Source organism: Lactococcus sp. DD01 (assembly GCF_001578715.1).
Lineage (GTDB): Bacteria > Bacillota > Bacilli > Lactobacillales > Streptococcaceae > Lactococcus > Lactococcus petauri.
Genome location: NZ_KQ968939.1, coordinates 172224 through 196458, shown reverse-complemented (window position 1 = coordinate 196458; position 24235 = coordinate 172224). Strand labels below are relative to the sequence as shown.

The 24235-nt window shown below is 36.9% G+C and carries 18 protein-coding genes, 2 tRNA genes and 2 pseudogenes; 3 read left to right on the top strand and 19 right to left on the bottom strand.

All coding sequences use genetic code 11. The annotated features are described in order from the left end of the window. Positions 1-20: 20 nt before the first annotated feature. The 4 genes from LACDD01_RS01025 to LACDD01_RS01010 form a co-directional block, all read right to left on the bottom strand. Positions 21-698, bottom strand: coding sequence for a helix-turn-helix domain-containing protein (locus LACDD01_RS01025; protein ID WP_061412790.1), 678 nt, complete (start codon positions 696-698; stop codon positions 21-23). A 34-nt stretch (positions 699-732) separates the two neighbouring features. Then, the gene (locus tag LACDD01_RS01020; protein ID WP_004256224.1) at positions 733-1704 is read right to left on the bottom strand and encodes a ribose-phosphate diphosphokinase; all 972 of its coding nucleotides are present in this window, start codon (positions 1702-1704) and stop codon (positions 733-735) included. 160 nt (positions 1705-1864) lie between these two features. Then, on the bottom strand, positions 1865-3166 hold the full coding sequence (ftsY, locus tag LACDD01_RS01015) for a signal recognition particle-docking protein FtsY (RefSeq protein ID WP_061412787.1): 1302 nt from the start codon (positions 3164-3166) through the stop codon (positions 1865-1867). A gap of 8 nt (positions 3167-3174) precedes the next feature. Beyond that, entirely contained in the window at positions 3175-3984 is an 810-nt protein-coding gene (locus tag LACDD01_RS01010; RefSeq protein ID WP_046400966.1) for a Cof-type HAD-IIB family hydrolase, read from the bottom strand. Between the two features lie 496 nt (positions 3985-4480). Between LACDD01_RS01010 and LACDD01_RS01005 the strand changes: the two genes are divergently transcribed. After that, positions 4481-5629 carry a hypothetical protein gene (locus LACDD01_RS01005; protein WP_231863332.1) on the top strand — a complete coding sequence of 383 codons (1149 nt, stop codon included), beginning with the start codon at positions 4481-4483 and terminating at the stop codon, positions 5627-5629. Between the two features lie 150 nt (positions 5630-5779). Here LACDD01_RS01005 and LACDD01_RS11955 read toward each other — a convergent pair whose 3' ends face one another. The 12 genes from LACDD01_RS11955 to udk form a co-directional block, all read right to left on the bottom strand. Beyond that, positions 5780-5920, bottom strand: coding sequence for a hypothetical protein (locus tag LACDD01_RS11955; protein ID WP_197458018.1), 141 nt, complete (start codon positions 5918-5920; stop codon positions 5780-5782). A 115-nt stretch (positions 5921-6035) separates the two neighbouring features. Beyond that, the gene (locus tag LACDD01_RS01000; protein WP_061412784.1) at positions 6036-6803 is read right to left on the bottom strand and encodes a YibE/F family protein; all 768 of its coding nucleotides are present in this window, start codon (positions 6801-6803) and stop codon (positions 6036-6038) included. Beyond that, positions 6796-7899: a YibE/F family protein gene (locus LACDD01_RS00995; protein ID WP_061412781.1), complete on the bottom strand. Its 1104-nt coding sequence runs from the start codon at positions 7897-7899 to the stop codon at positions 6796-6798. Before LACDD01_RS00995 ends, LACDD01_RS01000 begins: the two co-directional genes overlap by 8 nt. Continuing rightward, positions 7892-9985, bottom strand: coding sequence for a hypothetical protein (locus tag LACDD01_RS00990; RefSeq protein ID WP_061412778.1), 2094 nt, complete (start codon positions 9983-9985; stop codon positions 7892-7894). Before LACDD01_RS00990 ends, LACDD01_RS00995 begins: the two co-directional genes overlap by 8 nt. Then, complete coding sequence (locus LACDD01_RS00985; RefSeq protein ID WP_019293682.1) at positions 9969-11543, bottom strand: ArnT family glycosyltransferase; 1575 nt, start codon at positions 11541-11543, stop codon at positions 9969-9971. Before LACDD01_RS00985 ends, LACDD01_RS00990 begins: the two co-directional genes overlap by 17 nt. Further along, positions 11497-11919, bottom strand: coding sequence for an EbsA family protein (locus LACDD01_RS00980; RefSeq protein ID WP_004256207.1), 423 nt, complete (start codon positions 11917-11919; stop codon positions 11497-11499). The genes LACDD01_RS00985 and LACDD01_RS00980 overlap by 47 nt, the downstream gene beginning before the upstream one ends. A 6-nt stretch (positions 11920-11925) precedes the next feature. Beyond that, positions 11926-14163 (bottom strand): LTA synthase family protein, encoded by a 2238-nt coding sequence (locus LACDD01_RS00975; RefSeq protein WP_061412775.1) that lies wholly within the window; start codon positions 14161-14163, stop codon positions 11926-11928. A gap of 84 nt (positions 14164-14247) precedes the next feature. Beyond that, entirely contained in the window at positions 14248-17766 is a 3519-nt protein-coding gene (gene smc / locus LACDD01_RS00970) for a chromosome segregation protein SMC (RefSeq protein ID WP_061412772.1), read from the bottom strand. Further along, entirely contained in the window at positions 17756-18451 is a 696-nt protein-coding gene (gene rnc, locus LACDD01_RS00965; RefSeq protein ID WP_004256199.1) for a ribonuclease III, read from the bottom strand. The genes smc and rnc overlap by 11 nt, the downstream gene beginning before the upstream one ends. A 103-nt stretch (positions 18452-18554) precedes the next feature. Then, positions 18555-18944: a hypothetical protein gene (locus LACDD01_RS00960; protein ID WP_004256197.1), complete on the bottom strand. Its 390-nt coding sequence runs from the start codon at positions 18942-18944 to the stop codon at positions 18555-18557. A gap of 222 nt (positions 18945-19166) precedes the next feature. Then, the gene (gene pta, locus LACDD01_RS00955; protein ID WP_004256194.1) at positions 19167-20147 is read right to left on the bottom strand and encodes a phosphate acetyltransferase; all 981 of its coding nucleotides are present in this window, start codon (positions 20145-20147) and stop codon (positions 19167-19169) included. 157 nt (positions 20148-20304) lie between these two features. Then, positions 20305-20928: a uridine kinase gene (udk, locus tag LACDD01_RS00950; RefSeq protein WP_003135541.1), complete on the bottom strand. Its 624-nt coding sequence runs from the start codon at positions 20926-20928 to the stop codon at positions 20305-20307. A gap of 249 nt (positions 20929-21177) precedes the next feature. Here udk and LACDD01_RS00945 point away from each other — a divergent pair. Then, positions 21178-22171, top strand: a pseudogene (locus LACDD01_RS00945) (Gfo/Idh/MocA family protein). Between the two features lie 33 nt (positions 22172-22204). Then, positions 22205-22277 (top strand) — tRNA-Arg (locus LACDD01_RS00940). A gap of 66 nt (positions 22278-22343) precedes the next feature. Here the strand turns inward: LACDD01_RS00940 and LACDD01_RS00935 are convergent. The 3 genes and pseudogenes from LACDD01_RS00935 to LACDD01_RS00925 all read right to left on the bottom strand — a co-directional run. After that, a tRNA-Ser gene (locus tag LACDD01_RS00935) sits at positions 22344-22431 on the bottom strand. 225 nt (positions 22432-22656) lie between these two features. Beyond that, positions 22657-23835, bottom strand: a pseudogene (locus LACDD01_RS00930) (oleate hydratase); the annotation flags it as partial. A 149-nt stretch (positions 23836-23984) separates the two neighbouring features. Further along, a partial coding sequence (locus LACDD01_RS00925) for a hypothetical protein (protein WP_231863331.1) occupies positions 23985-24235 on the bottom strand: 251 nt, incomplete at its 5' end.

Sequence of the window (24235 nt, the reverse complement as noted above, 5' to 3'; positions counted from 1 at the left end):
TTTTTATCTGGAGCAGAAAATTATTCATGACCAATTAGACTAAATGCTAAAACTAAATCACTGCCTACAAGTTGTAAGCCATATTTCTGTTCATATTTTTTTACTTTATTGAGTAAGGTGTTCCGATGAACATAGAGCAGCTTTGCTGCAGCTGCTTGATTACCGTATGTAGTATAAAGGGCACGCACTAGTTCCTTATCTTCCGGACTTTGCAGAAGCTCTTGTCTGACGTCATTTAATAATAAACTTTCGACATGCATGAGACCCTGAGCCAGAATAGACTCACTAAAGCTGGCTTTTTGCTGAAAAAACTGTGTTTCTTCTTGATAGACTTGCTCGAGCTGTTCTTTGGAAACAAAGCTTCCGAGGTAATATTGAAGTTTCTCACCCATATCTTGAGACAAGACTTTTAGACTATCTGTAAGCTCTGATTTACTCAGATTATTCCCAGTATATTCTTCAATAACGAATTGTTTTTCAGCATTTTCTCGTATTACATCAGGCAAGATAAATTTTATATTTTCTACAAGTTCTGAAAAATCCGCAACAGCAAATTGCAAGATACGAAAACGTCCTAGAGGTAAAGACGAAAAGTCAGTAGTCTGCTCTGAAAGTAAGGCTATTAAAATACGCTCTCGTTGATTAAGCTCTGCTTCTTCCACGTTGCGGTAAAGTTTTTTTATCTTTTCTATTTCCATTTTTCAAAAAAGTGACCTAAAGGTCACTCTGCTCTTAATTTTCCGTAGGGATGTGTAATTCGAAAAGTGGTGACAATGGACGTTTCTCGTGAATACGGATGATGGCATCGGCAAGCAATGGTGCAATTGAAATCTCAACAATCTTATCACTGCGACGTTCATCTGGTATTTCAATAGTATCCAAAACTACCAACTTATTAATTCCTGAACTTTCGATACGTTCAATAGCTGGACCTGATAAAACAGCATGTGTACATGAAGCATAAACTTCAGTAGCACCAAGCTCTTTCAAGGCATTTGCGGCCAAAGTAATTGTACCAGCTGTATCAATCATATCATCAATCAAGATACACTTCTTCCCTTTAACATCACCGATAATATTCATAATTTCAGCAACGTTGGCGCGTGGACGACGTTTATCAATGATTGCGATTGGTGCTTTCAAGAAAGCCGCTAACTTGCGTGCACGGCCCACACCACCATGGTCAGGAGAAACGATTACTAAGTCATCGCCATTGGCAAAGCCGTGACGACGGAAGTAATCAGCAATCAATGGTGAGCCCATAAGGTGATCCACAGGAATATTGAAGAAACCTTGAATCTGAGCAGCATGCAAATCAAAGGTAATCAAGCGGTCTGCACCAGCAATTTGAAGCATGTTTGCGACCAATTTTGATGTGATTGGTTCGCGTGCACGTGCTTTACGGTCTTGACGGGCATAACCATAGTAAGGCATTACCACATTGATTGAGGCAGCACTGGCACGTTTTAAGGCATCCATCATAATCAACAGTTCCATTAAGTTTTCATTAACAGGGGCACTTGTTGATTGGAGGATAAAGACGTGTTCTCCACGGATACTTTCATCGATTTTGACTTCGACTTCACCATCATTATAAGTGAGCACGCGTGATTTTCCAACTTGGATACCAATTTCTTTTGCAACTTTATGAGCCAACTTTTGGTTAGATGAAAGTGCAAACAACTTCAAATTTGAATACGACATGATAGCCTTTCTATATAAAACAGTTCTCTAATTAGACCTTTCCATTTTATCGTGAATTGTGTTTTTTTTCAAGTCCCGATAAACTATCCTAAAGCGAGGCTTTACCATTTTCATCCTAAAATTGAAAAAATGCCTATCTTTTACAGATAGACATTTTTTACTAGATGAGCTCCTTAAATAAACCACGTACAAAGAATTCTTCATCAAAGTCTGTAAGATCATTAATCCCTTCGCCCAGTCCGACAAGTTTTACCGGAATTTTCAAGCTCTGGACTATAGATAAAACAATTCCCCCTTTTGCAGAACCATCTAACTTGGTCAAAGCAATCCCCGTAATCGGTGTTACTGCGCTAAATTCTTTAGCTTGTTGAATAGCATTTTGACCTGTTGTTGCATCCAAAGCAAGAATCACTTCATGTGGTGCAGCAGGCAACTCACGCTTGATAATTTTTCCTATTTTTTCCAGTTCTTTCATCAAGTTATCTTTGTTTTGAAGACGACCAGCTGTATCAATCAAAAGAATATCATAGTTTTCTTCTTTTGCTTTTACGACAGCATCAAATACTACACTGGCTGGATCTGAACCTGCTGGTTTCGTGACAACAGGAACCTCTGAGCGTTTGCCCCACTCCACAAGTTGATCAATCGCACCAGCACGGAAAGTATCAGCAGCTGCAAGAAGGACTTTTTTACCTTCATTTTTATAACGATGAGCAAGTTTACCAATTGTTGTTGTCTTACCTACACCATTTACACCAACAAAAAGGAAAACAGTGAGTTCATCTTGGATATTTAACTCAGACGGTACTTTTTCATCATCAAATTTATCTACAATTTTTTCAACAATTAATTGCCGTAATGCTTCTTGTGATTTTGCATTTGCCAATTTGGCTTCGTTCCGCAACTCTTCTGTAACTTCTAAAGCTAAGTCAACACCAACGTCTGACATAATAAGTGTTTCTTCAAGCTCTTCAAAGAATTCTTCGTCCACAGAACGGAAATTAGCTAAAAAGGCATTGAAACGTTGACCAAAAGTCTTACGTGTTTTTTCTAAAGACTTGTCGTATTTTTCTTCAATATTGGTAGTTTCTTCCTCTTGAGCTGGTGAATCTACTGAAACTTCATTCTCTTCTAAGACTTCTTCCTTTGAGGCAATTGCTTCGACTTCAGCTGCTTCAAGCTCTTCAATTTCATCTTCTAGAATATCAGATTCTTCTTGGAATTCTTCTTTTTCTTCGGCTTCTGCAGCTGAAGGTTCATCTGCAAATTCAGCTACAACTTCAGGCATCGTTTCTGTTAAAACTTCTTCATCTGGCTCACTCTGAACGAGTTCTTCAGTTTCTACTTCTTCATCTACGACTTCCCCTGCTTCAACCTCTGGCTGTTCTTTTACTTCAACAACTTCTTCAGGAACATCTTCGATTTCCTTTTTCTTACCAAATAAACGATCAAATAATCCCATATTTCCTCCTACAAAACATATTCTTGAATGACTTCTGCAACTGCATGTTGGTCATTCGTAAAGTTTGAAATAATATTGGCTTCCTTCTTCACAGTCGGTACAGCATTTCCCATTGCAACACCATAACCAGCCCATGAAATCATGCTTAAATCATTTTCTTCATCACCCATCGCCATAACATTTTCAGGTGTGATATCCAATTGTTCAATCAGTTTTGATAAACCAAAGGCCTTGTTTATTCCTTTAGGCATGAATTCTAACAAAATATCACGTGTTTTAAAAATTTCAAACTGGTCAAATAATGTTTTGGGAAATTTAGGAATCTGTGCATCCAGAAAAGCCGCATCTGTACAAGAAACAATCTTATTATAAATTGCATCAGGAGCAAGCTCTTCAAATTTTACGGGGTGAAATTCCAAAAGGCTGTTGATGAAGCCATATTGAGATTGTCGTGCACTCTCCGTGACATAGACAATGTCATCACTTAAAACATCACATGGAATTTCTAAAGCTTGAGTTTCCTGCTTGATGAGGCGAACATCATCATAAGTCAATACTTTCTTTGAAAGAATTTCCCCTGTATTGCGTTGCACTAAGCCACCATTAAAGGTAATGCTAAAGTCATTGAAATCTAGCATCTTCAATGTTTTCAAAAAAGGTTGAATTGCTGCAAGAGGGCGGCCAGTTGTTAAAACTACTTCTACACCTTTCTGACGTGCTTTTTGGATTGCTTCAATATTTGGAGCAGAAATCTCCTTTGCACTGTTCAGCAGTGTTCCATCAAGATCTAAAGCGATCAATTTTACATCATTTGTCATGTTTATATTATAACATACTCTGCCCTACGATAATTACTCCCTAAGATGCATCTTTTAGACCAGAAATTAAAAGAGTGAAAGACATATTTTTTTTACGTATAAGAAATAAGGAAGGTTTTATGAACTTTAACAGGAAAATTTTTGAAGTCTTTTCCTTGAGATTTTAGCTCTCTAGGTACTTCAGAAGAGAGGAGGAAAAGTCATAAAACTCTAGAAAAACAGTAACATTAAACCATTTTCCATTAAGCACTCTCTAAAGAGAGTGACCAAGTAATTAGACTGTGGCAAAAGCCACCTCAGTTTTAGTAAAGGAAACAACTATGACAAAAAAACTCTTTGTTCTTATTTCCATTTTATCCCTCACAATGGGTACAGTTCTCGTGGGCTGTGCAAGTGGGGATAGCAAGACGACAGATACTTCAAAAGAAAAATAAATCAATCTAAAGAAAACGCTTCCTCCTTTAATTTTATCTCCAGTAAAAACCAACCTGAAACAGTGAAAGATTTTTTACCGTTGTTTGCTCAGCAATTAAAAAAATATAATCAAGTCGCTGAAAAAATTTGGCCCAAAAATGCCGTGACGGGCATCCCTGTAGTTTTAGAAGATACAGAAAGTAAAAAAATGTGGAAAATAAATCCAGATGGACAAATCAGTGATTTTTCCGAAAAAGAAGCTAAGGAGCTGAATGTTGAACGCTCTGAAGCACCGGGGACTTGGGGGTATTATGGCAAGCAGTTTGATAAGTTTGGTGTAGATGCTCAATATAGCCTTGAGGGAAAAACTCTTGAAGGTGGTGGAATGTATTTTTCACTAGATAGCGCTGCACTCAAAAATAAAGAGATGTGGAATCGCTATCCACACTTAGGATCATACGATGCTTTGGTCTTTGTTTTACATGAGAATTTCCATATATTTGAACAAACAAAATGGAATAAACTATCAGAAACGGAGATTGCTAAGATAGGTTCAGAAAAAGACCAACATCTAGGACAAACCGAAGCACGTATTATACGTTACCAATTAATTCAAAAGTTGATGAAGGCTGTTACTCATCCAAAGGATAAGACCTTAGTTTTGCAAGCCATCGCAACATATAATGAATATAAAACAAAGCATAAAACTGACTTTGATAATGCACACTATTGGGATCGTACTGAAGGTTCTGCACAATATATGGAAATTATGACGGCTTTATATGCCTACTTCCCAGATCAACTTAGCACCGATAAGGATATCACTCATGCCATCCAAACCTTAGGGAAGCAAACTAAAGGATACGGTAATTCTACTGGAAATGTAGAAGAATCATATGATATTGGTGCTTTCGCAGGTTTATTATTGGATAATTATGATTCATCATGGAAAATGAAACTCATGAAAGATAAAAACACTACACCAATGAGTTTATTAGCTGATTATTTCCAAAATGAAAAACTTCCAGCTTACACCCCACTTAATGAAGAAGATAAAAACAAGCTTTTAGAAAAAATAACAGATAAGAAAAAAGAGCTCGTCACATATCACAAACAATCCTTAGAAGAAATGAAGAAAGAGCTCCAATCTGCCACAGATCCCAAGCAAAAAGAGGCATTAGAAATGGAAATCAAAGCTCTTGAGGCAAAGATTGCCGCATTAGAAAAGTAATATAAAAAATAAACCATATTCACTTATGAATATGGTTTTATACTGTCGTGATTAAAATAAAAATAATAGTTTCAGTCCCTTGGTCAGTTGTGAGACCTGTTTACTCAAAAAAGTATATTAAAAAGCAAACAATTGCTTGATCCATTGTTTTTAATTCATTGAGATGACAAGTAGAACGACAAGAAGCAAGACAAATAATAAAAGCAACTCCCAAACCATTAGTGAAAGTAACGGATTCAGACCTTTAATGTGTAAACGATCCGCAATCCCATCTAGTATATTTTTATTCATATGTATAATATATCAAAAAGTTTAATAGTTTGCAATACCATTTCTTTATTTTCTTTTAAATTACAAAAAGATTAATTCGGGATTCACTTCCAAAAAGAAAACAATAACTTAAAAGTTATCGTTTTACTTCGCTTTCCAATTTTTCAAATTCTTTTTCAACAAAATATCCCGATAGCCAAATAGCAAAGAGAATTCCAAGCATTCCTAAAAGCATTGATGCCATATCTGCCATAAGTAATTTAGAGTTTATTATCTCAGCAAAGCTATAATGTAGCCGAACAAACCAAAGAATAAGGCTTAGAGATGATCCTAACAAACCAAAAAAGAGTGTATTTACAGCAGTTCCTAGAATTTGCTGTGAAATTATAAAGCGTTGTTCCTTAAACTGCAGCAATGTCATCTGCTCATCTTGTTCTACAACTTCAGATAAACTAGCAACCAAAGCCATAGCTGCTTCTGCAACTGCACCCAACATTGAAATAACCATGACCACAATTGCAACGTTAGAAAAATTTAACCCTATTGCAAGGGATAATTCTTCTAACTCCTCTGTATCTTCGATTGCAAAACCTTGTAGGTTACCGACATACTGTACAAGCACAGCCAAAATGAGAAGAGAAAATACAACAATGAGACTTGTTTTAAAAGAAATGTTTGTTACCATATTATCATCAGAAGACATATATATGGCGATTGCCAAAATGAGTACTGAAACAACACTTAAGAGAACAAATGTGTTCATTCCCCAAGAAAGCAAGGTTATCATTGCAAAAATCAAAATGAAATTAAGCCCTAGTCCGACGAGATTTCTTATACCTTCAACTCCCGAAACTAAAATCAGTAAGCCAGTCAAAATAATAAAGAGAATAATTAGACTATTCATTTCTTACTTCCTTTCTTAGTCCAAAACTTGTCACAACAGCCGTAATCGGAACTGCAAGTACGATACCGATCGCAGAGATAATGGTTTGTAAAAGTCCAAGATTAAGGGCAGTTCCTGCAATATAATTCCATGTGTTCCCATTTCTTAGCAAGAGCAAAGTCATGGGAATCGTTTCTGCCATGAAAATCATAAAGAGCACATTTGTTAAAGTCCCAATAATCTCTTTTCCAATTTCCATGCCGGACTTAATATAGTCTTTTTGAGACATGTTTATTTCATTAAGCTGATTTTGACGATAAAGTCCAAATAAACCGGCAACGATATCTCCAGTACCATCCATAATTGCACCTAAGACACTGATGATTGCACCTACGAAAAAGAATAAAATCGGGTTTTGAGTCACATAATTCATCATTTCAAAATGAATACCTGAATTACCTGTAAGTTTTAAAACAGAAAAGGTCAGCAGAAATGTCAAAAGGCTAGTGAGAACTGTGGTAAATAGCGTAAATAACATTTGCCGTGTAAATCCTAAAACAAAACCTAGTGAGCTGATCGCAAAGACCAATGCTAAGCAAGAAAAAGTGATAAGCGCATTTACAGAAGTAAACTGAATATCAAAAGCGAGTGCTAAAACAAAGTATAAAAGGTTAAGTAGCAAGGACAATGTAAGGAAGAGTGTTGCACGCCATCGAATAAAGCTTAAGGTTAGTCCGATAAAAAGAACAGCTAAACTCACAATCAATGCATCTCGTTTCTGGCCAACGATCTGCATCGTTCCCGCACTTTCACGCAATAAAATCTTTTGATTTTTACGATAAAGCTGTCCAGTAAGTTGGGACTGATTAGAGATATTTTTTAGATTTAAAACCTGATTTTTTTGCCTAGTATTGAGCAGCCTAACTTTAAGATTTTGCTGCACTTCTGTATCTTTATTATTGAAGTTATCACTTAAAGCTGTCTTTTCCACGGTTTTTACGTCTTCAATAATCCCCAAAGGTTCATGATAAAATCGTGCATTATGATCGACGATAACAAAAGCTGCCACTGCAACCAAGCAGGGCAGAATAATTTTTTTCAGAAAGAATTTAATCATTATTTTTTACCACAGTCAAAATTACAAAATATCCTAAGATATAAATAACCGCAAAGGTGAGAATCAGTCCTAAGGAGAATTTTGTTTTTGGCTCATTTTGTGAAATAGAGAAACCAAAAGAAGCGTACTTGCTGTTGGGCAGCTCAATCAGATGCGGATAGTCTAGATTTTCTGTACTGGTCATTAAGGCCAACGTAACAGGAACTTTTTGAATGTTTTCTACTCGCAGACGATAATGACCAACTGGCATTTCCGTCTTCAAAACAGTCATCGCATCTTCTGCCAGAATTGGGGTTTCACCAACTTCTTTCCATTGCTCAGCTTCTTTTTTCTCAAGAATCAATTTCATTTCCATATTCGCGTAAGAGTTGAAATCAATACGATTGGCTGATGTAGTTAAATCAAATGCTTGAGAAATACTTTTCCCTGCCCCTAAGTCGATACTGCCTTTGCTATAACCAAAGTGATTGACCGAATGTTGCTGCGCATTCACGACAATTGCTTGTTTTGGTTGTTTTTGCATCAATGTTAGCATCAGCCCTAAAGACAACAAAGCCATAATTGGATAAGCTATCTTCAAGAGCTTGCTTCGCCCTTTTTCAGGTCTAAAGACAGTTTTTTCCGAAAAAATTTTATCAAAGCTAAGTGCAGCCGCAAGAATGATTAAAGCAAAGGTCATGAATTGGTAACGAGGTTTAACTTCCCAAAGTAAAGTATGAAAGAGTGTAATTCCCATCGTTGTTAAAATTGCTAGAGAAAAAACTGATATCTCCTCTTTTTTTGTCTTCCAAAGGCGGTAAACAATGGCAAAGAGAAATACGGTCATCAGCGCTTTAGCATAAGTTGAGATAAAGATATTAATAGCACCAATATTATCAATGACCCAACCTGGAGCTTTCGTCCAATTGTAATACCCAGAAAAAAGCTGATAATCCGTAGCCGTTGCAAAAGTCCCACAAGACCAAAGTTGACCAAACTTCGCCAATAAGAGTATTGGAATCATCCATGGATTTTTTCCTAAATGTACTAAACGCTCTTTGATTCCAGCAATATTAGCTTCTTTGGCCGTTTCAAAACCAAAGTGGTTTAGTGTATAGTCACGATCAACAGGTGTCCATTCGCCCATTGATTCTGTATTTAGGCCCTCATAAATCCAGTTTACTGTTGGAAAAACATCTGGTCCTTTTAAGTCATATTGCATAGCACTTGCTAAACCACGAGTTACTCCCATGGCCAAAACAATACCAACAAAAGAAGCTAAAATGAGCTTAACTATTGAAAGCCATAATTTTTTATATTTTTTTCGTTGACTAAAGGCCACTAAGCCTAAAATTGCTAAAGCAATCAGAATAATAATCACATTGGGGCGCGCAAGGAAACCAAGAGTAAATAAGATTGCCGTACTGACAAATTGCCAAATACCGAATGAACTTGTACGTTGAGCCTTATCAAAACGCAGTGCAACAACCAATAAAACTAAAATCGCAAATCCATCTGAATATCCTACTCTCAATAAGAAGTCATAATTCATTGGAAGCATAAGCATCAGAAGGGCCACAAAGGTTGCTAACTCTGGTCTTTTTTTCCATAGGAAGCGAACCAGCAATACCCAAATACTTGTATTGATAAGGATATTAAAAGCATAAAAGACGAAGTAGTAAGAGATATGGAGTACTTCTGCAAGCTTCATAAATCCAACATTCAAAGCTACCAGAGGCACGAGGTTAGGATATTGCCTAATCCAAACATCCCAAACCATATCTCCTTGCATAATTCGTGTGGCCTGTGCTTGAATATGCCAAGGGTCTCCGAAAACCATCGTATGAATTTGAGTCACAGATAAAATCTGTAAGAGAAGAAAAACTGCAAAAAAGGCGAAAATAAATATTTTCAAGCCTTTTTTATTCATATTATGAAATTTTCGATAGGCAAAACGGAGGAGGAAAAAGAGCAAACCAGCACACAACACAACCGAAATAGGTTCGACAAAACCAGCATCCGTAAAAGGTTGCACAGCCATAATAGCTAGGGCTGCAATAAAGAGCCAAAGCAGAATACGATACATGCTTTTATTCAGAAATTCCATTTTTCCTCCTACTGCGTTGAATAAAGTCTACCAAGCCCATGGTTGCTAGAATAAGCATTATTGGTGCAAAGTTATAAAGGTAACGTGAATTAGCTTCCCAAAGTAGTAAGAAGCCTGTCAAACCTGCCATTGAAAGTCCAACAATGAACCATTCTGTTTTATGCTTCTTGAAAATACCTAGGAAGATTTCATACCACATCAATGGGACGATGGCTAACCAATAGAGTGTTTGTGCTGCTTTAATCAACAACCAGCCCGTAATATTCCCTTCTTCTGGCGCAAAGCTGGTCCAGTCAAAATAACGGAATATAAAGGGATTAGAATGACGATATGTATAGAAGAAATTACTCAAATCACCGTTAAACCACGTATACATGATTTTACGCCACAATTGAACCAGAACACCTGGAACACCCATTTCCTTGAGATTTTCAATAAAACGATGCTTTATCCCTTCTTTCTTTGATGCTACATCTGTAAATGATTGAGAGTAGGCCAAGACATCAGGATTGAAGCCTCCATACTTATTGATAGGATCAAAAGACATTGTTACCCAATGAATCATCGGCAGATTGTAACGGTCATTTGCTTGTTCTGAGAAAGCTGGTTCATTTGCGATAACTGCCTTAACACCTTGATGCACACCCACAAAAAGTAATGCTGCTACAGGAACCATAATGAGCAGTTTTTTCCATTTACGGTTAAGTACAAGGAAACAAAAGACAGCAATCATTGGGATGAAAACAGTAGGTTTAATACTATAGCCAAAGAATACAACAAGGCATGCTGCTATCCACCAGATAATCATCTTGCTGGTCTTCTCTGACTGAAGTGCATAAATCATAAAGAGTAAGCCAAAAATGACAAAAGGTAAGGTTGCTGTATCTGTGTAGAGCTGTGCTCCATAAAGATAGAAGGGTATAAAACCAAAAGCAACTAAATTGTAAATCAAGGCCATTTTAAGATTAGAAATCTTTTTAATGATTAATGAACCACCTAGAACAGAAAGACTTGTCAGAATTGCTGCTACTACAGTTGTCGCAATGATTCTCGATAAGTTGGTTGTGAAAGGAGCAAAAAGAGTGTTATAGACAATACCGAAAAACTGATTATTGGGATAACGTAAAAAATAGAGAAGTTCATCTTCAGTCATTGGAAGATGTGTAAATGAACGACCACCAAGCTGCATGGTATCTCTAAATATTACAAAGAAATCCCAGTCATGTGCTGTGTCAGGCACATGAATAATAAAGAAAAAAGGCACAAGCAATACTGCAAGCCCTAAAATCCACATTGACATTTTATAGTAATGTTGGATTTTACTTTCTGTAAGTGTGTCGATTTTCTTAACTGATCGATAAACGAAAACCATGTAAGCTGCTGCGATAAACATACAGATATTCCCGAGGATAAAAGCTGTGATGTACTTTTCATTCCAAACAGGTGTTTCCATGATTACATAGATATTTGTTCCAAGCCAGATGAGGCCAAAGATAAGTGACCAAAAGATCTTACACTTTCGCGGATCTTTTAAGTGTTGATGTAGTGTATTCAACATTATTTTCCTTTAAAACGTTTTGTAGTAGTTGATTGGATTTCCCCAATACAACAAAATGATATTCTTTTCCTATATAGATAAAACGAAGCGTTCTTGGCGTAAGTTTTACTGAGCTCATATAATTGAAGTCAATTTCAAGCATACCTAAACGAAAATCACGAGAAAAATGCAGTGCATTTTCTGCTGCAAAAAAGCGACGTTGTCTCACTAAGAAATAGAAAGCGAGAACCAGAAAGACCAGAATAGTTATTTGAAACCAATTCATTCGAAGATTGTTTTCATAGAAAAGAACTTGTTGGAAAGAAAGGAGAATAACCCACCACATCCAAGCTATTTTATAAATATTACTTAAAGGCTGAAAATATCCTGATTTCATAAAATATTACTTTCCTTTCTCATCTTTTTTGCTGGTGGAAGGTGCCTTTTTTGCATCTTCTTTTTCTTTATCTTTTGCTTTTGCTGTTGCTTCAGCTTCTTCTTGTGCTTTTTTCGCTGCCAAGACCGGATCGTTAAAGAGCTCAACTGTAGATACTCCTTGGTTTTCGGAAAGAAGAGATGTGGAACGAGCTTTCAAGACATCTTGTTCTTCTTTCAAACGATTCCTTGTTGAAGTGACATTGTAACTATAGTTACCCGGCTGTACCGGCTTAAACCCAGGCGGAGTGTAGAAACGAAGGAGATCTTCCGTATTGAAGGTATCTGACATGTCTAACATTTTATTAACTTTTTCTTGGATGCTATCCACATACTTCTGTTGACTTTCCGTTAACTTCAGAACTTCTCCGGTCTTTGTGTCATGGTAAACCGAACTTGTCGCACTTGATTTGGTGATTGTTGGTGTGACGAAACCACGATTTCGAAGTGCAACGAATTGTTCGCGTTTTGGTGCAAAGACATCTTGTCCAAACTGGATATAATCTTTTGTTGAAATACCAAGCAAGTGCTCCAAGGTTGGCATAACATCGATTTCACCGATAAATTCATCACTGATGTGTCCAGATGTTTGACCAGGAATATCAATCATGAACGGTGTACGTTGCATCATTGTATTATCATACTCTGTCCAGTTATCTGCACTTTTACCAATGAATGGGGCATAGTATTTTGTATCTGAACCAGAAATTCCGTAGTGATCACCGTAAAGAACAATAACGGATTTTTCATAAAGTCCAGATTTTTTCAAGTAATCAAAGAAATCTTTAACCGATGAATCCAGATAATTAGCGGTAACAAAATAGTTGTCAACGACTGAGTTCCCTGAACCACCTTCTAAAAGTTTTGGGTTCATCTCATAATCTTCAAGACCTGTATAAGGTGTATGATTTGTAACCGTCAAATATTTCGCATAAAAAGGTTGCTGTAACTGCTCAAGATATGGAATTGAGTCGTTAAAGAAATATTTATCTTTAACGCCCCAAGCAGTAGAGTTCGTTGGCGTGAGATCATAGAAAGATTGGTCAAAGAAGTTTTGATAACCCATATTACGATAAACGTTATTACGACTGTAAAATGAGCCAACATTCCCATGGAAAACCGCACTTGAATATCCTTCTTTTTGTTGCAGAATGGCTGGCATAGCTTGGAAAGTTTGTGTACTTCCTAGGCTTGAGAAGAGTGAACCAGATGATAAACCAAATGTTGAAGTTTCAAGCATGGTTTCTGCATCAGAAGTTTTTCCTTGCCCAACTTGGTTAAAGAAATTTGAGAAAGAATAAACAGAAGGATTATTATTATAAAGTGAATTCAAGAAGGGAGTAACTTCTTCACCGTTTACCTTCATATTAATGACATCTTGTTGCAGTGATTCAAGGTGAATCACGATAACGTTACGGTTTTTCGCAATCCCAAACATCTTGGCATTTGGCGCAAGATAGCGATCTTCTTGAATGTATTTTTGAACTTTTGTAAAGTCAGTTTTAGAAGCCATAGCTCGAGTTTCGTTGGACACATGAGTATACCAGCTATTGGTCGCTAACCATGGGCCTAAGCCCAAATAACGGACAACATAAGTGGCATCGTATTGTGCTTGTCGTGAAACTAGACGATGCTCAGTAAGATCCGCCATCCAAAAGTTTAAGCCAAAAATCATGACAGAGGCACTGAAAACCTTAAAGGCAAAAATATTCGTAGGACGACGTTCATCCATTTTAATCTTCTTGGTAAGAAAAAGCACAAGAATAACAATAATGTCAATCCAGAACACGATGTCCACCCAAGAAATAGCGATTGAACCTAAATCGAAACCTTTTCCGACCATCCCTGCTCCCCCGGTTAAGGTGTTAAGCGTAAGAAAGTCTGAAAACTCACGATAGTAAAGGATATTTCCGTAGACTAACAAGTTCCCAATCAAGTTCATTAATAGCATACCTAGATAGAAAAGCTGCTTTCTTTTAATAAACAGTATTAAGCTAAAGAAGATTGCTGTAAAGCCTATGGGATTCACAATAACCAATAGATAATCTGCAAGATTAGAAGAGTTCAAACCCTTAAAGACAGAAAAGTAAGCAATCATGGTTTTGACCCAAATAAAGAAGGTCGACCAGCATACTAAACCTAGTCGTGTATTAAAACTATTAAGTAATTTTTTCAAGGTAAACCTCAATTTATTTTTTATTTGCACAAGATTAAATTCCTTTTTTTACATTGGGAATAATTCTAACAAATGAGCCTTGAGCTAAGCTTAAGCTTTATATGGCTGACCTGTTTAAACTTCATCCTCTAATCGTACAGAAATGACCTTAGAAACCCCTGCATCAGCCATTGTGACACCATACATGGTACCTGCTGCTGCCATTGTCCCACGACGATGTGTGACAACAATAAATTGATTGGAGTTATCAAAGTGATTCATGTAATCTCCGAAACGTTTAACATTCGCTTCATCTAATGCTGCTTCTACCTCATCCAAGACCACAAATGGAACCGTTCTAACTCGTAAAATAGCAAAAATTAATGCCAGAGCAGTTAAGGCTTTTTCTCCTCCAGACATGAGATTCAAGCTGGCTAATTTTTTACCTGGAGGTTGTACTTTGATTTCGACGCCAGCTTCCAATAGATTAGTGCTGGTTAACTCAAGATTAGCTTCTCCTCCAGCAAACATTTGTGAAAAAGTTAACTGGAAACTTTCTCTAATTTGTTCAAATGTTGTCTTAAAGCGGATTTCTACCTCTTCATTCATCTCTTGAATCGTTTCGAGTAGCATATTTTTAGCTTCCAAGAGGTCATCACGTTGGCCACTCAAAAAGGCGTGACGTTGATATACTTCCTCATACTGAGTGATAGCATCCAAATTAATCGGACCGAGCGCACGGATTTGGCGTTCTAAAAGACTGAGCTGTTGCTCTGATTCAGAAAGATTTTCAAGGATTTTAGCCTTCATTTTAGCTTCATCGAAACTCATTTCATACTCAGTAAAGAGTGTGGTTTGACGATTTTTCAAGAGCTTTTCTGATTGTTCAATCCTTACTTCCAAACGCGCTTCTTGATTATTTAGTACTTGATTTTGTTCCAATAGGTCCCGATTTTGCTCTTCAAATTCTTCTGCTTGAGCTTGAAGATCGTCCCTCTCAAAGCGTAAGCTCACTAACTTCACATTAGCTTCTTGAAGTTTAGCCTCAGCCTCCTTCAATTGGTGAGCATAAAGATTACGACTTGCTTCATCGGTCTGAGCTTCTCCAATTGCTTGCAACTTAGCTTTTTCAGTACCTAAAGCTTCATATTCTTGCCTTAAGCGCTCTTGCTCTGTTTGAGCAAAACGTAATTCATTTTTTAGACTGGACAGGAGTAATTTCGTTTCATGATAAGCACTATTTTTTTGTTCTTTAAGAGCATTGAAACTTTGACTGTTAGATTTAACTTCTTCAAGTTGATCATCTAAGGATTGTTTGTCCTCAGCAATTTTAGACAGCTGCTGTATCAGCATTTCGTTATTCTTTGATAATTCTTGCAGTGCTTGGTGCGCTTCCGTATTTTCGGTATCCGCAACCAAATCTTGCAGATTTGCTTTTTGTTCTGATAATTGCTTAATCTGCAACTGTAAGCTTTGTTCCGCAAGGCGTTTTTCTTGAATATTGGAACGTAAAGCTTCAAGTTGACCACTCAAAGTTTGACGTGAAAGCTGTTGCTTTTGTAATTTGTCTTCGACTGCTTTTAACTTACTTTCTGCTAAAGCGATAACTTCAGTCAGATGATCAATTTCTGTGCTGGTAAAAGTTGTATTGTTACGTTTTGCTGCACCACCAGAGTAAGAACCACCCGGATTGATCTGCGTACCATCCAAGGTGACGATACGAATAGTATAGTTCATTGCCCGTGCTATTTGACTTGCATGTTCGGCTGTATCAACAATGGCGGTAGTTGCCAACAAACTTGACATTGCTCTTTGCAATCGTGGTTCAAAATTAACCAAATTTAAAGCAGTATCAATGAACCCCTCCATTGTCACAAGACGTTCGTAATTTCGAAACTCCCGCGGCTTAATTGTTGTGAGCGGAAGAAATGTTGCACGGCCCAAGCGTTTTTCTCTTAAATAAGCGATAGCTTTTTTGGCTGAGTTTTCATCTTCTACCACAATATTTTGACTGCCACCACCTAAAGCAATATCGATAGCTGTGGTGTATTTTTTATCAAAAGTTAAAAGGTCGGCAACAACGCCAACAATGCCACCAAGTGCAGCACTTTGTGTCATAACAGCCCGTACACCCTGATACAGGTTACTGTGACTGTCACGAATATTTTCCATGCTTGCAAGATTGGCCTTGTACTTGCTAAGCTGTTGCATCTGATCGTACATCACATTTTGACCTTGACGCTCTGCTTCAACATATTTTGCTTCTGTCGCGCTCTTTTCTTGTAGTTCCTTTTCAAGTTTTTGAGCAGTTTGAGTGAGCGCGCCTAAAGCAGTTTTTGCTTTTGTAAGATCAGCAGAAATCGTTTGAAACTTTTCTGTGTTTTCTTTTGCGTTTTCATCAGATTCCACTAGGCGACGTGAAATATTTTCATATTCAGCCTTATTTTTAGTTAATTGATTAGAAAACTCTGCCTCTTGTTGCACCAATTGCAAATAGTCTTCGCGCAGTCGCTCTGCTAAAGTTTCTGGACTTTCAGCAAAACGTTCCAATTCTTTTTCTAACTGCTCAAGTTGTTCTTGGGCTGCCTTCTCTTTATCTTTGAGTTCCGCTTTTTTCTTTTCTGAAGTTTCTTTCTGTTGCGAAACTTCCTGTAATTTAACATCAAGTTCTTCAATACGCTCTTGACGTTCTGCAGCTGATTTTTGAGAAGAGGACTTTTGCAGATCGAAAACTTCTATTTTATGTTGTAAATCAGACTTAAGTTCTGTTAAGGACAAGCTGTCTTGTTGGACTTTCTCTTGCTCTTGTTCTACTTTCAAACGCGCTTTTTTAAGATTAGTTAGCTTCTCTTCGTAGCTTTCTTGTTGACTTTTTAAAGTACTAAGCTCAGTTTCTACTGCATTTAAGTCATCTTTCGCTTGTTCATACTTTTCCTTCTCCTCAAGAAGTTGAGCCACCAAAACAGAAAGAGCAAGCTCAGAGCGTTGTGCCTCTAAATCTTGAAAACGCAAAGCAACATCACGTTGGGCACGCAATGGTGTTAATTGACCATTAAGTTCAAAGATAATATCTTCGAGACGATCGAGATTATCTTGTGTGGTCTGTAGTTTGCTCTCTGTTTCAGCACGCCGTGTCTTGTACTTCAAAACACCAGCTGCTTCTTCAAAAATTGCTCGACGTTCTTCTGCTTTCGAATTAAAGACTGATTCGATACGTCCTTGGGAAATAATCGAAAGAGAATCACGCCCCAACCCTGTATCTGTAAAAAGTTCATGAATATCTTTCAAGCGGCACTTACGCCCATTAATCAAAAATTCCGAATCACCATTGCGATATAGACGACGTGTAATAGTTACTTCCACGTCTTCTTCATAACCTGTAAGATACTGGTCTGCATTATCAAAAGTTACAATAACTTCCGTATAGTTTAGTGCCTTACGCTTTGCTGTACCGGAAAAAATAACATCCGGCATTTTCCCGCCACGAAGTGACTTAGCTGATTGCTCTCCTAAAGCCCAGCGTAGTGCTTCAACTATATTTGACTTACCGGAACCATTGGGTCCAACAACAGCTGTAACGCCTTGGTCAAATTCAATTTTCGTGCGGTCAGCAAAAGACTTAAAGCCAACAATTTCCATTTTTTTAAGATACATGAATCTGACCTTTTATTGCATTTTCCGCTGCTTTTTGTTCAGCAACTTTCTTTGATTTACCTCGCCCACGTCCAAGCTCTTTTCCATTATTATAAACTGCAGCGACGAATTCACGCGCGTGTGCTGGGCCTGTTTCTTCCAAAATTTTATATTCGATTATCGTCTCACCATCAACTTGCAGAACCTCTTGCAGATTTGTTTTATAATCAATGACTTTAAAATAATCGTCAGCTTTTACATGCGGAATAACCACTCGATTTATAAATCGACGAACTTCTTCCATACCTGCATCTAAGAAAAGAGCACCTAGAAAAGCTTCAAAGAGATTTTCTAGGTTGGTATCACGATTACGTCCACCTGTTTTTTCCTCGCCATTACCCAAACGTAGAAAACGTCCAAACTCACACTGACGCGAAAAATTAGCCAAAGATTCTGTGCGGACAATGCTAGAACGCATCTTCGATAATTCACCTTCAAGTTTATCTGGATAAGTACGATAAAGATATTCTGAGATGATTAAAGACAGAGCGACGTCTCCCAAAAACTCCAAACGTTCATTGTTTGCAACCTTTGGGAGGCGTTCTTCATTCGTGTAGCTCGAGTGAGTAAAAGCTATTTTTAACAATTCTTCATCAGCAAATTTTATACCAAATTCATTTTTAAGCTTATTTTGAAGCTCAAACATAAAAATTCCTCCTAAATTTTATTATTAACTTAGTTATTATACCAAATTTTTGTGCCTTTTTGGTGTAGACTACAAAGAAAAGAGCTTGCACAGGCAAACTCTTTTACACACTATCCATACGCGCTAATATAAAGGCTAGAACGAAACAGAGCCCTAATGGTAGAGCCACTACCATCACGTATAAATTTAGCATTGAAATTAAAATATAGAAACTTCCAATAACTAACTGATAAAGTTGCCATATTCCACCTGTTGGTCGATCCATCCGAATAAAGGACACCCAATTTACAATCATGATTGACATAACAATGACAAACACTAAAGCAAAAAGTTTCAATAGAAAAAGGCCACTATGCCCTGCAATGGTCAGAGTCATTTCCAGGTCTTTTTCTTCCCAGTTAATTATGAATCGAATAAAGGCAAACATCATTAATACAGCAATAAGGGTTGTAAAAACACTCCCAATCAAGGCACAAATTTTCGCTCGTTTCATCTTTTCTCCGTTGGTTTGATGACTGTATTTTATAACTATAAGCTTAAATTAACACTAAAGTAGTGCAGATATTCAAAAAGGAAAGAAAAGCTCTCAAAAAAATTTTAAAGTTTTCGTCCATGATTCCAATCTGTCTGTAGGTAGCATGAACGCAACACATTAAAAACACTCAACGATAATAAAAAACCATAACATTTTGTCATGATTTTTTAAACTCCTATATTATTTAAGTGCTTGAGCAGCTGTAATAATAGCAAGTTTATAAACATCTTCTTCGTTACTTCCACGAGAAAGGTCAGAGATTGGTGCGTTCAGCCCTTGCAAGATTGGACCAATTGCTTCAAAGTTTCCTAGACGTTGAGCAATTTTGTATCCAATATTACCAGATTGGATATCTGGGAAGATAAATACATTTGAACGTCCTGCCACTGGGCTATCTGGTGATTTTTGACGGGCAACTGCTGGAGAGAATGCTGCATCAAATTGAAGTTCTCCATCAATATCAAGCTCTGGATGTTCTTCTTTGACCAATGCTGTTGCTTCAACGACTTTAGTCACATCATCTGATTTACCTGAACCTTTAGTTGAGAAAGATAGCATTGCAACTTTTGGATCAATATCAAAGAGTTTTGCTGTTTCCGCTGAAGCCACGGCGATATCTGCCAAGGTATTTGCATCTGGATCAATGTTAATCGCACAATCGGCAAAGATATACTTTTCATTGTCGTCACGGCCACGAACCATAATGAATGCACCTGATACGGATTTCACACCTGGTTTAGTTTTAATAATTTGTAGGGCAGGACGGACAGTGTCCGCAGTTGAATGAACTGCACCTGAAACCATACCATCAGCGATACCCATATGTACAAGCATTGTTCCAAAATAGTTTGAATCTTTAAGGATTTCGCGCGCTTGCTCTTCTGTTACTTTACCTTTACGACGTTCAACAAAAATTTCGACCATTTTCTCAAAACGTTCACAGTTCAATGGATCGTAGATTTGAAAACCATCTGGATTAATCCCACGTGAGATTAAAGTACCTGTTACTTCAGAGATATTCCCAATAAATACTGGGGTAATCAATTTATCTGCGTACAGACGGTTAGCTGCGCCTAATACACGCGCATCTGTTCCTTCAGGAAAGACAATTTGTAGGCCTTTGCCAGAAATTTTTTGTTTGAGCGATTCAAAGAGTTCCATAATACTTCCTTTTACTATTTTTAGAATTTCAATAATGATTATATCACAATGTCACAAAAAATGCTCACTTATGTAAACGTTTTTTTAATATTATGGATAGAAGAGTTTCTTCTGTACATTCTTTTTTCGAATAAAAAAACAATCTTGCGATTGCTTCTTACTCTCCATGCAAAATACTGGCAATCTTTGTAGTTAAGATATCTACCCCAACAGTATTTGAAACGCCTTCTGGAATAATGACATCCGCATATCGTTTCGTTGGTTCAATAAATTGGTGATACATCGGTTTTACAGCATCCATATATTGTGTAATAACAGAATCTAAAGTACGCCCACGTTCTTCAATATCACGACGAATACGACGTAAAATGCGTACATCATCATCTGTATCCACGAATACCTTAATATCCATTAAGTTACGCAGTTTTTCGTTTTCTAAAACTAAGATTCCTTCTACAATCAAGACATCTACAGGTTCTTGTCGGTAAGTTTTTTCACTGCGTGTATGGTTGGCATAATCATAGGTTGGGATATCAACAGCACGACCATTTTGCAACTCTTTTAATTGGGCAATCAGGTAGTCTGTATCAAAAGCCAATGGATGGTCGTAGTTTGTCTTTGTACGTTCTTCAAATGTTAATTGTGATTGATCCTTATAGTAACTGTCATGTTCAATCATAGCAATATTTTCATCTTTAAACATAGATAAAATTGCTTGAGACACGCTGGTTTTCCCACTTGCTGAGCCACCTGTTACACCGATAATCAATGGTTTTTTCAAAATTACTTCTCCATATTTTATGTATCCACTATAACTTCAATTTCTTAGGGATGTTATGTTATTCTCCCTATTTTATCATAAAACTGAACCAGCTTCAGCTCTAAAAACTATTTCAAACCAATCTTTTTTATCACTTAAAAAATTTAGTGACTTTTATTTTCACAGCTCATGCATTAGTTTTAAATGAGTTTTGCTAAAAAATTTGCTATAATAGTTTTAATAAATTTTTGATAAGAAAAGGGGTGTATGATGCTTAAACTTGGAATTATCGGTACTGGGTGGATTAGTGGATCTTTTGTCGAAGCTGCCCATCTCACCAAAAAAATATAGTCTTGAGGCTGTTTACTCACGTAATCTTGAGAGTGCAGTATCTTTTACAGAAGACTTTGACGATATCGAACTTTACGATGATTTAGATGATTTTTTCAAGCATGATTTGGATATCATCTATATTGCCAGCCCAAATGCTATTCATTTTGAACAAGCGAAGGCTGCTATTTTAGCAGGTAACAATATCATCGTTGAAAAACCAGCGTTTTCAAATCCACAAGAATTAGCTGAAATTATCAAGTTAGCGGATGAAAATGACGTTCTCTTTTTCGAGGCTGCCCGAAACATCCATGAGCAAGCCTTTGAGACCATCAATTTATTCTTAGCAGATAAAAAAGTTGTTGGGGCTGATTTTACCTATTCAAAATACTCTTCAAAAATGCCTGCACTATTAGCTGGAAAACTTCCCAATAAATTCAACAGTAAATTTTCTGGTGGCCTCCTGGCAGATCTAGGTGTTTATCTCCTCTATGCAGCTGTTTATTGGTTTGATAAACCACAGTCTGCTTGCTACGATGCTGTCCTTCTGTCAAGTGGTGTGGATATTTCTGGTATTGGAAGCTTGGATTATGGTGATTTCAAAGTTGCAATCAAATGCGCAGGAAACCTCACAAGCTATCTCTCAAGTGAAATCTACACAGATCAAGGCACTTTGATTTTAGATGGTGTCAATGCTATAACCTCTGCAAAATTTATTCGTTTTGATGGAAGCAAGGAAGTTATCAAGGTTACACCGCCAAAACATTCTCTCTTTGATGAAGCTCTCCACTTTGCTGAAATCATTGAAACTATTTCTACTCCTGCTGCTCGCTCACTCTACAAAGACTTACACCAGTTGGCACAAGATGTTTCCGAAACAAGTTATATGATGCGCCAAAGTGCAGGAATCGTCTTTGAAGCTGATAAAAAATAAGATTTAATCATTGACTCCATATCGGAGTCTTCTGATCCCTTAGTTAAATTGGATATAACCCGGACCTCCTAAGTCTGAATCGCCAGTTCGAACCTGGCAGGGATCATTAAAAAAAGCTTCCTTAAGGAAGCTTTTTCTTTATACTTATTCAATTGAGGCATAAAACCTATAAAGGAGAATATGGGATTCGAACCCATGCGCGGTTTTACCCACCTATACACTTTCCAAGCGTACCTCTTCAGCCTCTTGAGTAATTCTCCAAATGTTAATTATCAATTTTCAAAATATATTATACCATATCCTCTGTCATAAATGCCAATTTATGTGTAGTTTGTTATAACAACAATTAAAAAACTCTTCCACATGACATGGAAGAGTAGGAGTTTTATGAAAAAATTTTATTGGAATAAATGTATTATACTGTTTGCTCCTTAAAAGGAGCTCAAGTCAAAATAAACTGAAACAGAAATATACTTTTACTTCTTTTAAAGTAGTCCTGCATCTTTAAGGATATCTTCAAGATAGGTACCTTTTATCTTCTTCAAACCAAATTTCAAAGATTCTTTTTTCAAAAGAGGCAAATCCATTTCCATCAATTTCTTTTTGTCTGAAAGATAATAAACCGAGCGAGCTAGTGTGCGCAAGTCGTAAGCCGAAGCAAAAACTTCAGGGACACCACGCTCTACATTTAGAAATTGATAAACAGCTTCCATCGCGGTACGTACCGAATACTCGGTTGTGAAGACCGTATCTCTCTCTGTCTCAGCAAAATTCCCAATAAAGGCAAGATTCACAGAATTTTCCGGAATCACTTGAGGACGATCCCCTGGCTCACGTAACATAAAGTAAGAGGTAATAAAGGGCATATAAACTGGAATCGTATTAGTATTTTCTTTAACAAATTCCTCTATTTCTGCTTCAGGCATACCCAAATGATAAAGGAGCTCTTGTGTTATTTCCTCACCGGTACATTTCTCAATTGGTTTTTTAATATAGTTCCCTGGTGTATTAGACAAGAGACCATAAACCCATGTCACAGTTTCACCATCTTTTTGTTCCTTAAAATGAGGTTGACGATGGGTAGTGAAACTCATCAGCCAGTTTGAATCCTTAATAGTGATAATTCCGCCTGTCACAACTTTACCTGAACGTAATTCACGATGAGTTAGTTTTTCAAAATAAGGTTGAATTTTGAGATTCTTCCAAGTCACGGTCGCCGATACAAACCAACTTTCATCAGGTAAGTTGTCATAAAAGACTTTTGGTTTCCCAAATTCGGGTGACTGCGCAGCCAGATTTTTCCAAAGTTTCCAAGAGCCACCTAAATCTTTTGTAATTGGAGCTGCTTCTGTTGGACTTCCTTGTGTTGAACTTTCAGTAATTGAACCATTCGTCACAAAAACAAGGTCATCTTCCGTCAAGTCTTGTACTTTTCCATCTGCAAATATAATCTTCTTAGCTACTTTTTTGTTGTTCGAAAAATCTACTTCAATATTTTCAACTTGTGCTTCATATTGGAAGATTACACCATGGTCTTTCAAAAAGGCAAGCAAGGGTTTTACTAAAGATTCGTATTGATTATACTTTGTAAATTTTAGTGCTGTGAAGTCTGGTAACCCTTTGATGTGATGAATAAATCGCATAATGTAGCGTCGCATTTCAATGAAAGGTACTTAATATTATTATAAAAAATCCCCACACAAAGTGTAGGGATAAATTGAAACTATGAGATTATGTACTTAGAGTATAACAAAAAAATCCCTATTGTCATAGAGATTTACCTATTAAGAACAGATGTTTATTATAACATATTTCAATCATGATCAAATAATTCTTTTAACTTAGCCATAGTTTCATCATTTGAATTCTTGCTTGCAGCGGCTAAAAGCTCATCTTTCATATCGTTGAGTTCTATATAATCTCTAACAAGTTTTATCCAATCCTCTTTGTCGTTATCACTCATGGATAAGACATCTTTCACATAATCCATATCTATTTTTATGCTCGGTCTTTTTTTCGTCATGATCCACCTCTGCTTTTGTTTCATTGTATCATACTTTATAA

Excerpts from the sequence above, each read along its gene's own strand:
- LACDD01_RS01010 (WP_046400966.1), bottom strand. The coding sequence starts at position 3,984 with ATGACAAATGATGTAAAATTGATCGCTTTAGATCTTGATGGAACACTG.
- LACDD01_RS01000 (WP_061412784.1), bottom strand. The coding sequence starts at position 6,803 with ATGAATAGTCTAATTATTCTCTTTATTATTTTGACTGGCTTACTGATT.
- LACDD01_RS11955 (WP_197458018.1), bottom strand. The coding sequence starts at position 5,920 with ATGAATAAAAATATACTAGATGGGATTGCGGATCGTTTACACATTAAA.
- rnc (WP_004256199.1), bottom strand. The coding sequence starts at position 18,451 with ATGTTTGAGCTTCAAAATAAGCTTAAAAATGAATTTGGTATAAAATTT.
- LACDD01_RS00990 (WP_061412778.1), bottom strand. The coding sequence starts at position 9,985 with ATGGAATTTCTGAATAAAAGCATGTATCGTATTCTGCTTTGGCTCTTT.
- LACDD01_RS01025 (WP_061412790.1), bottom strand. The coding sequence starts at position 698 with ATGGAAATAGAAAAGATAAAAAAACTTTACCGCAACGTGGAAGAAGCA.
- LACDD01_RS00980 (WP_004256207.1), bottom strand. The coding sequence starts at position 11,919 with ATGAAATCAGGATATTTTCAGCCTTTAAGTAATATTTATAAAATAGCT.
- LACDD01_RS00960 (WP_004256197.1), bottom strand. The coding sequence starts at position 18,944 with ATGAAACGAGCGAAAATTTGTGCCTTGATTGGGAGTGTTTTTACAACC.
- pta (WP_004256194.1), bottom strand. The coding sequence starts at position 20,147 with ATGGAACTCTTTGAATCGCTCAAACAAAAAATTTCTGGCAAAGGCCTA.
- smc (WP_061412772.1), bottom strand. The coding sequence starts at position 17,766 with ATGTATCTTAAAAAAATGGAAATTGTTGGCTTTAAGTCTTTTGCTGAC.
- ftsY (WP_061412787.1), bottom strand. The coding sequence starts at position 3,166 with ATGGGATTATTTGATCGTTTATTTGGTAAGAAAAAGGAAATCGAAGAT.
- LACDD01_RS00995 (WP_061412781.1), bottom strand. The coding sequence starts at position 7,899 with ATGATTAAATTCTTTCTGAAAAAAATTATTCTGCCCTGCTTGGTTGCA.
- LACDD01_RS01020 (WP_004256224.1), bottom strand. The coding sequence starts at position 1,704 with ATGTCGTATTCAAATTTGAAGTTGTTTGCACTTTCATCTAACCAAAAG.
- LACDD01_RS00985 (WP_019293682.1), bottom strand. The coding sequence starts at position 11,543 with ATGTTGAATACACTACATCAACACTTAAAAGATCCGCGAAAGTGTAAG.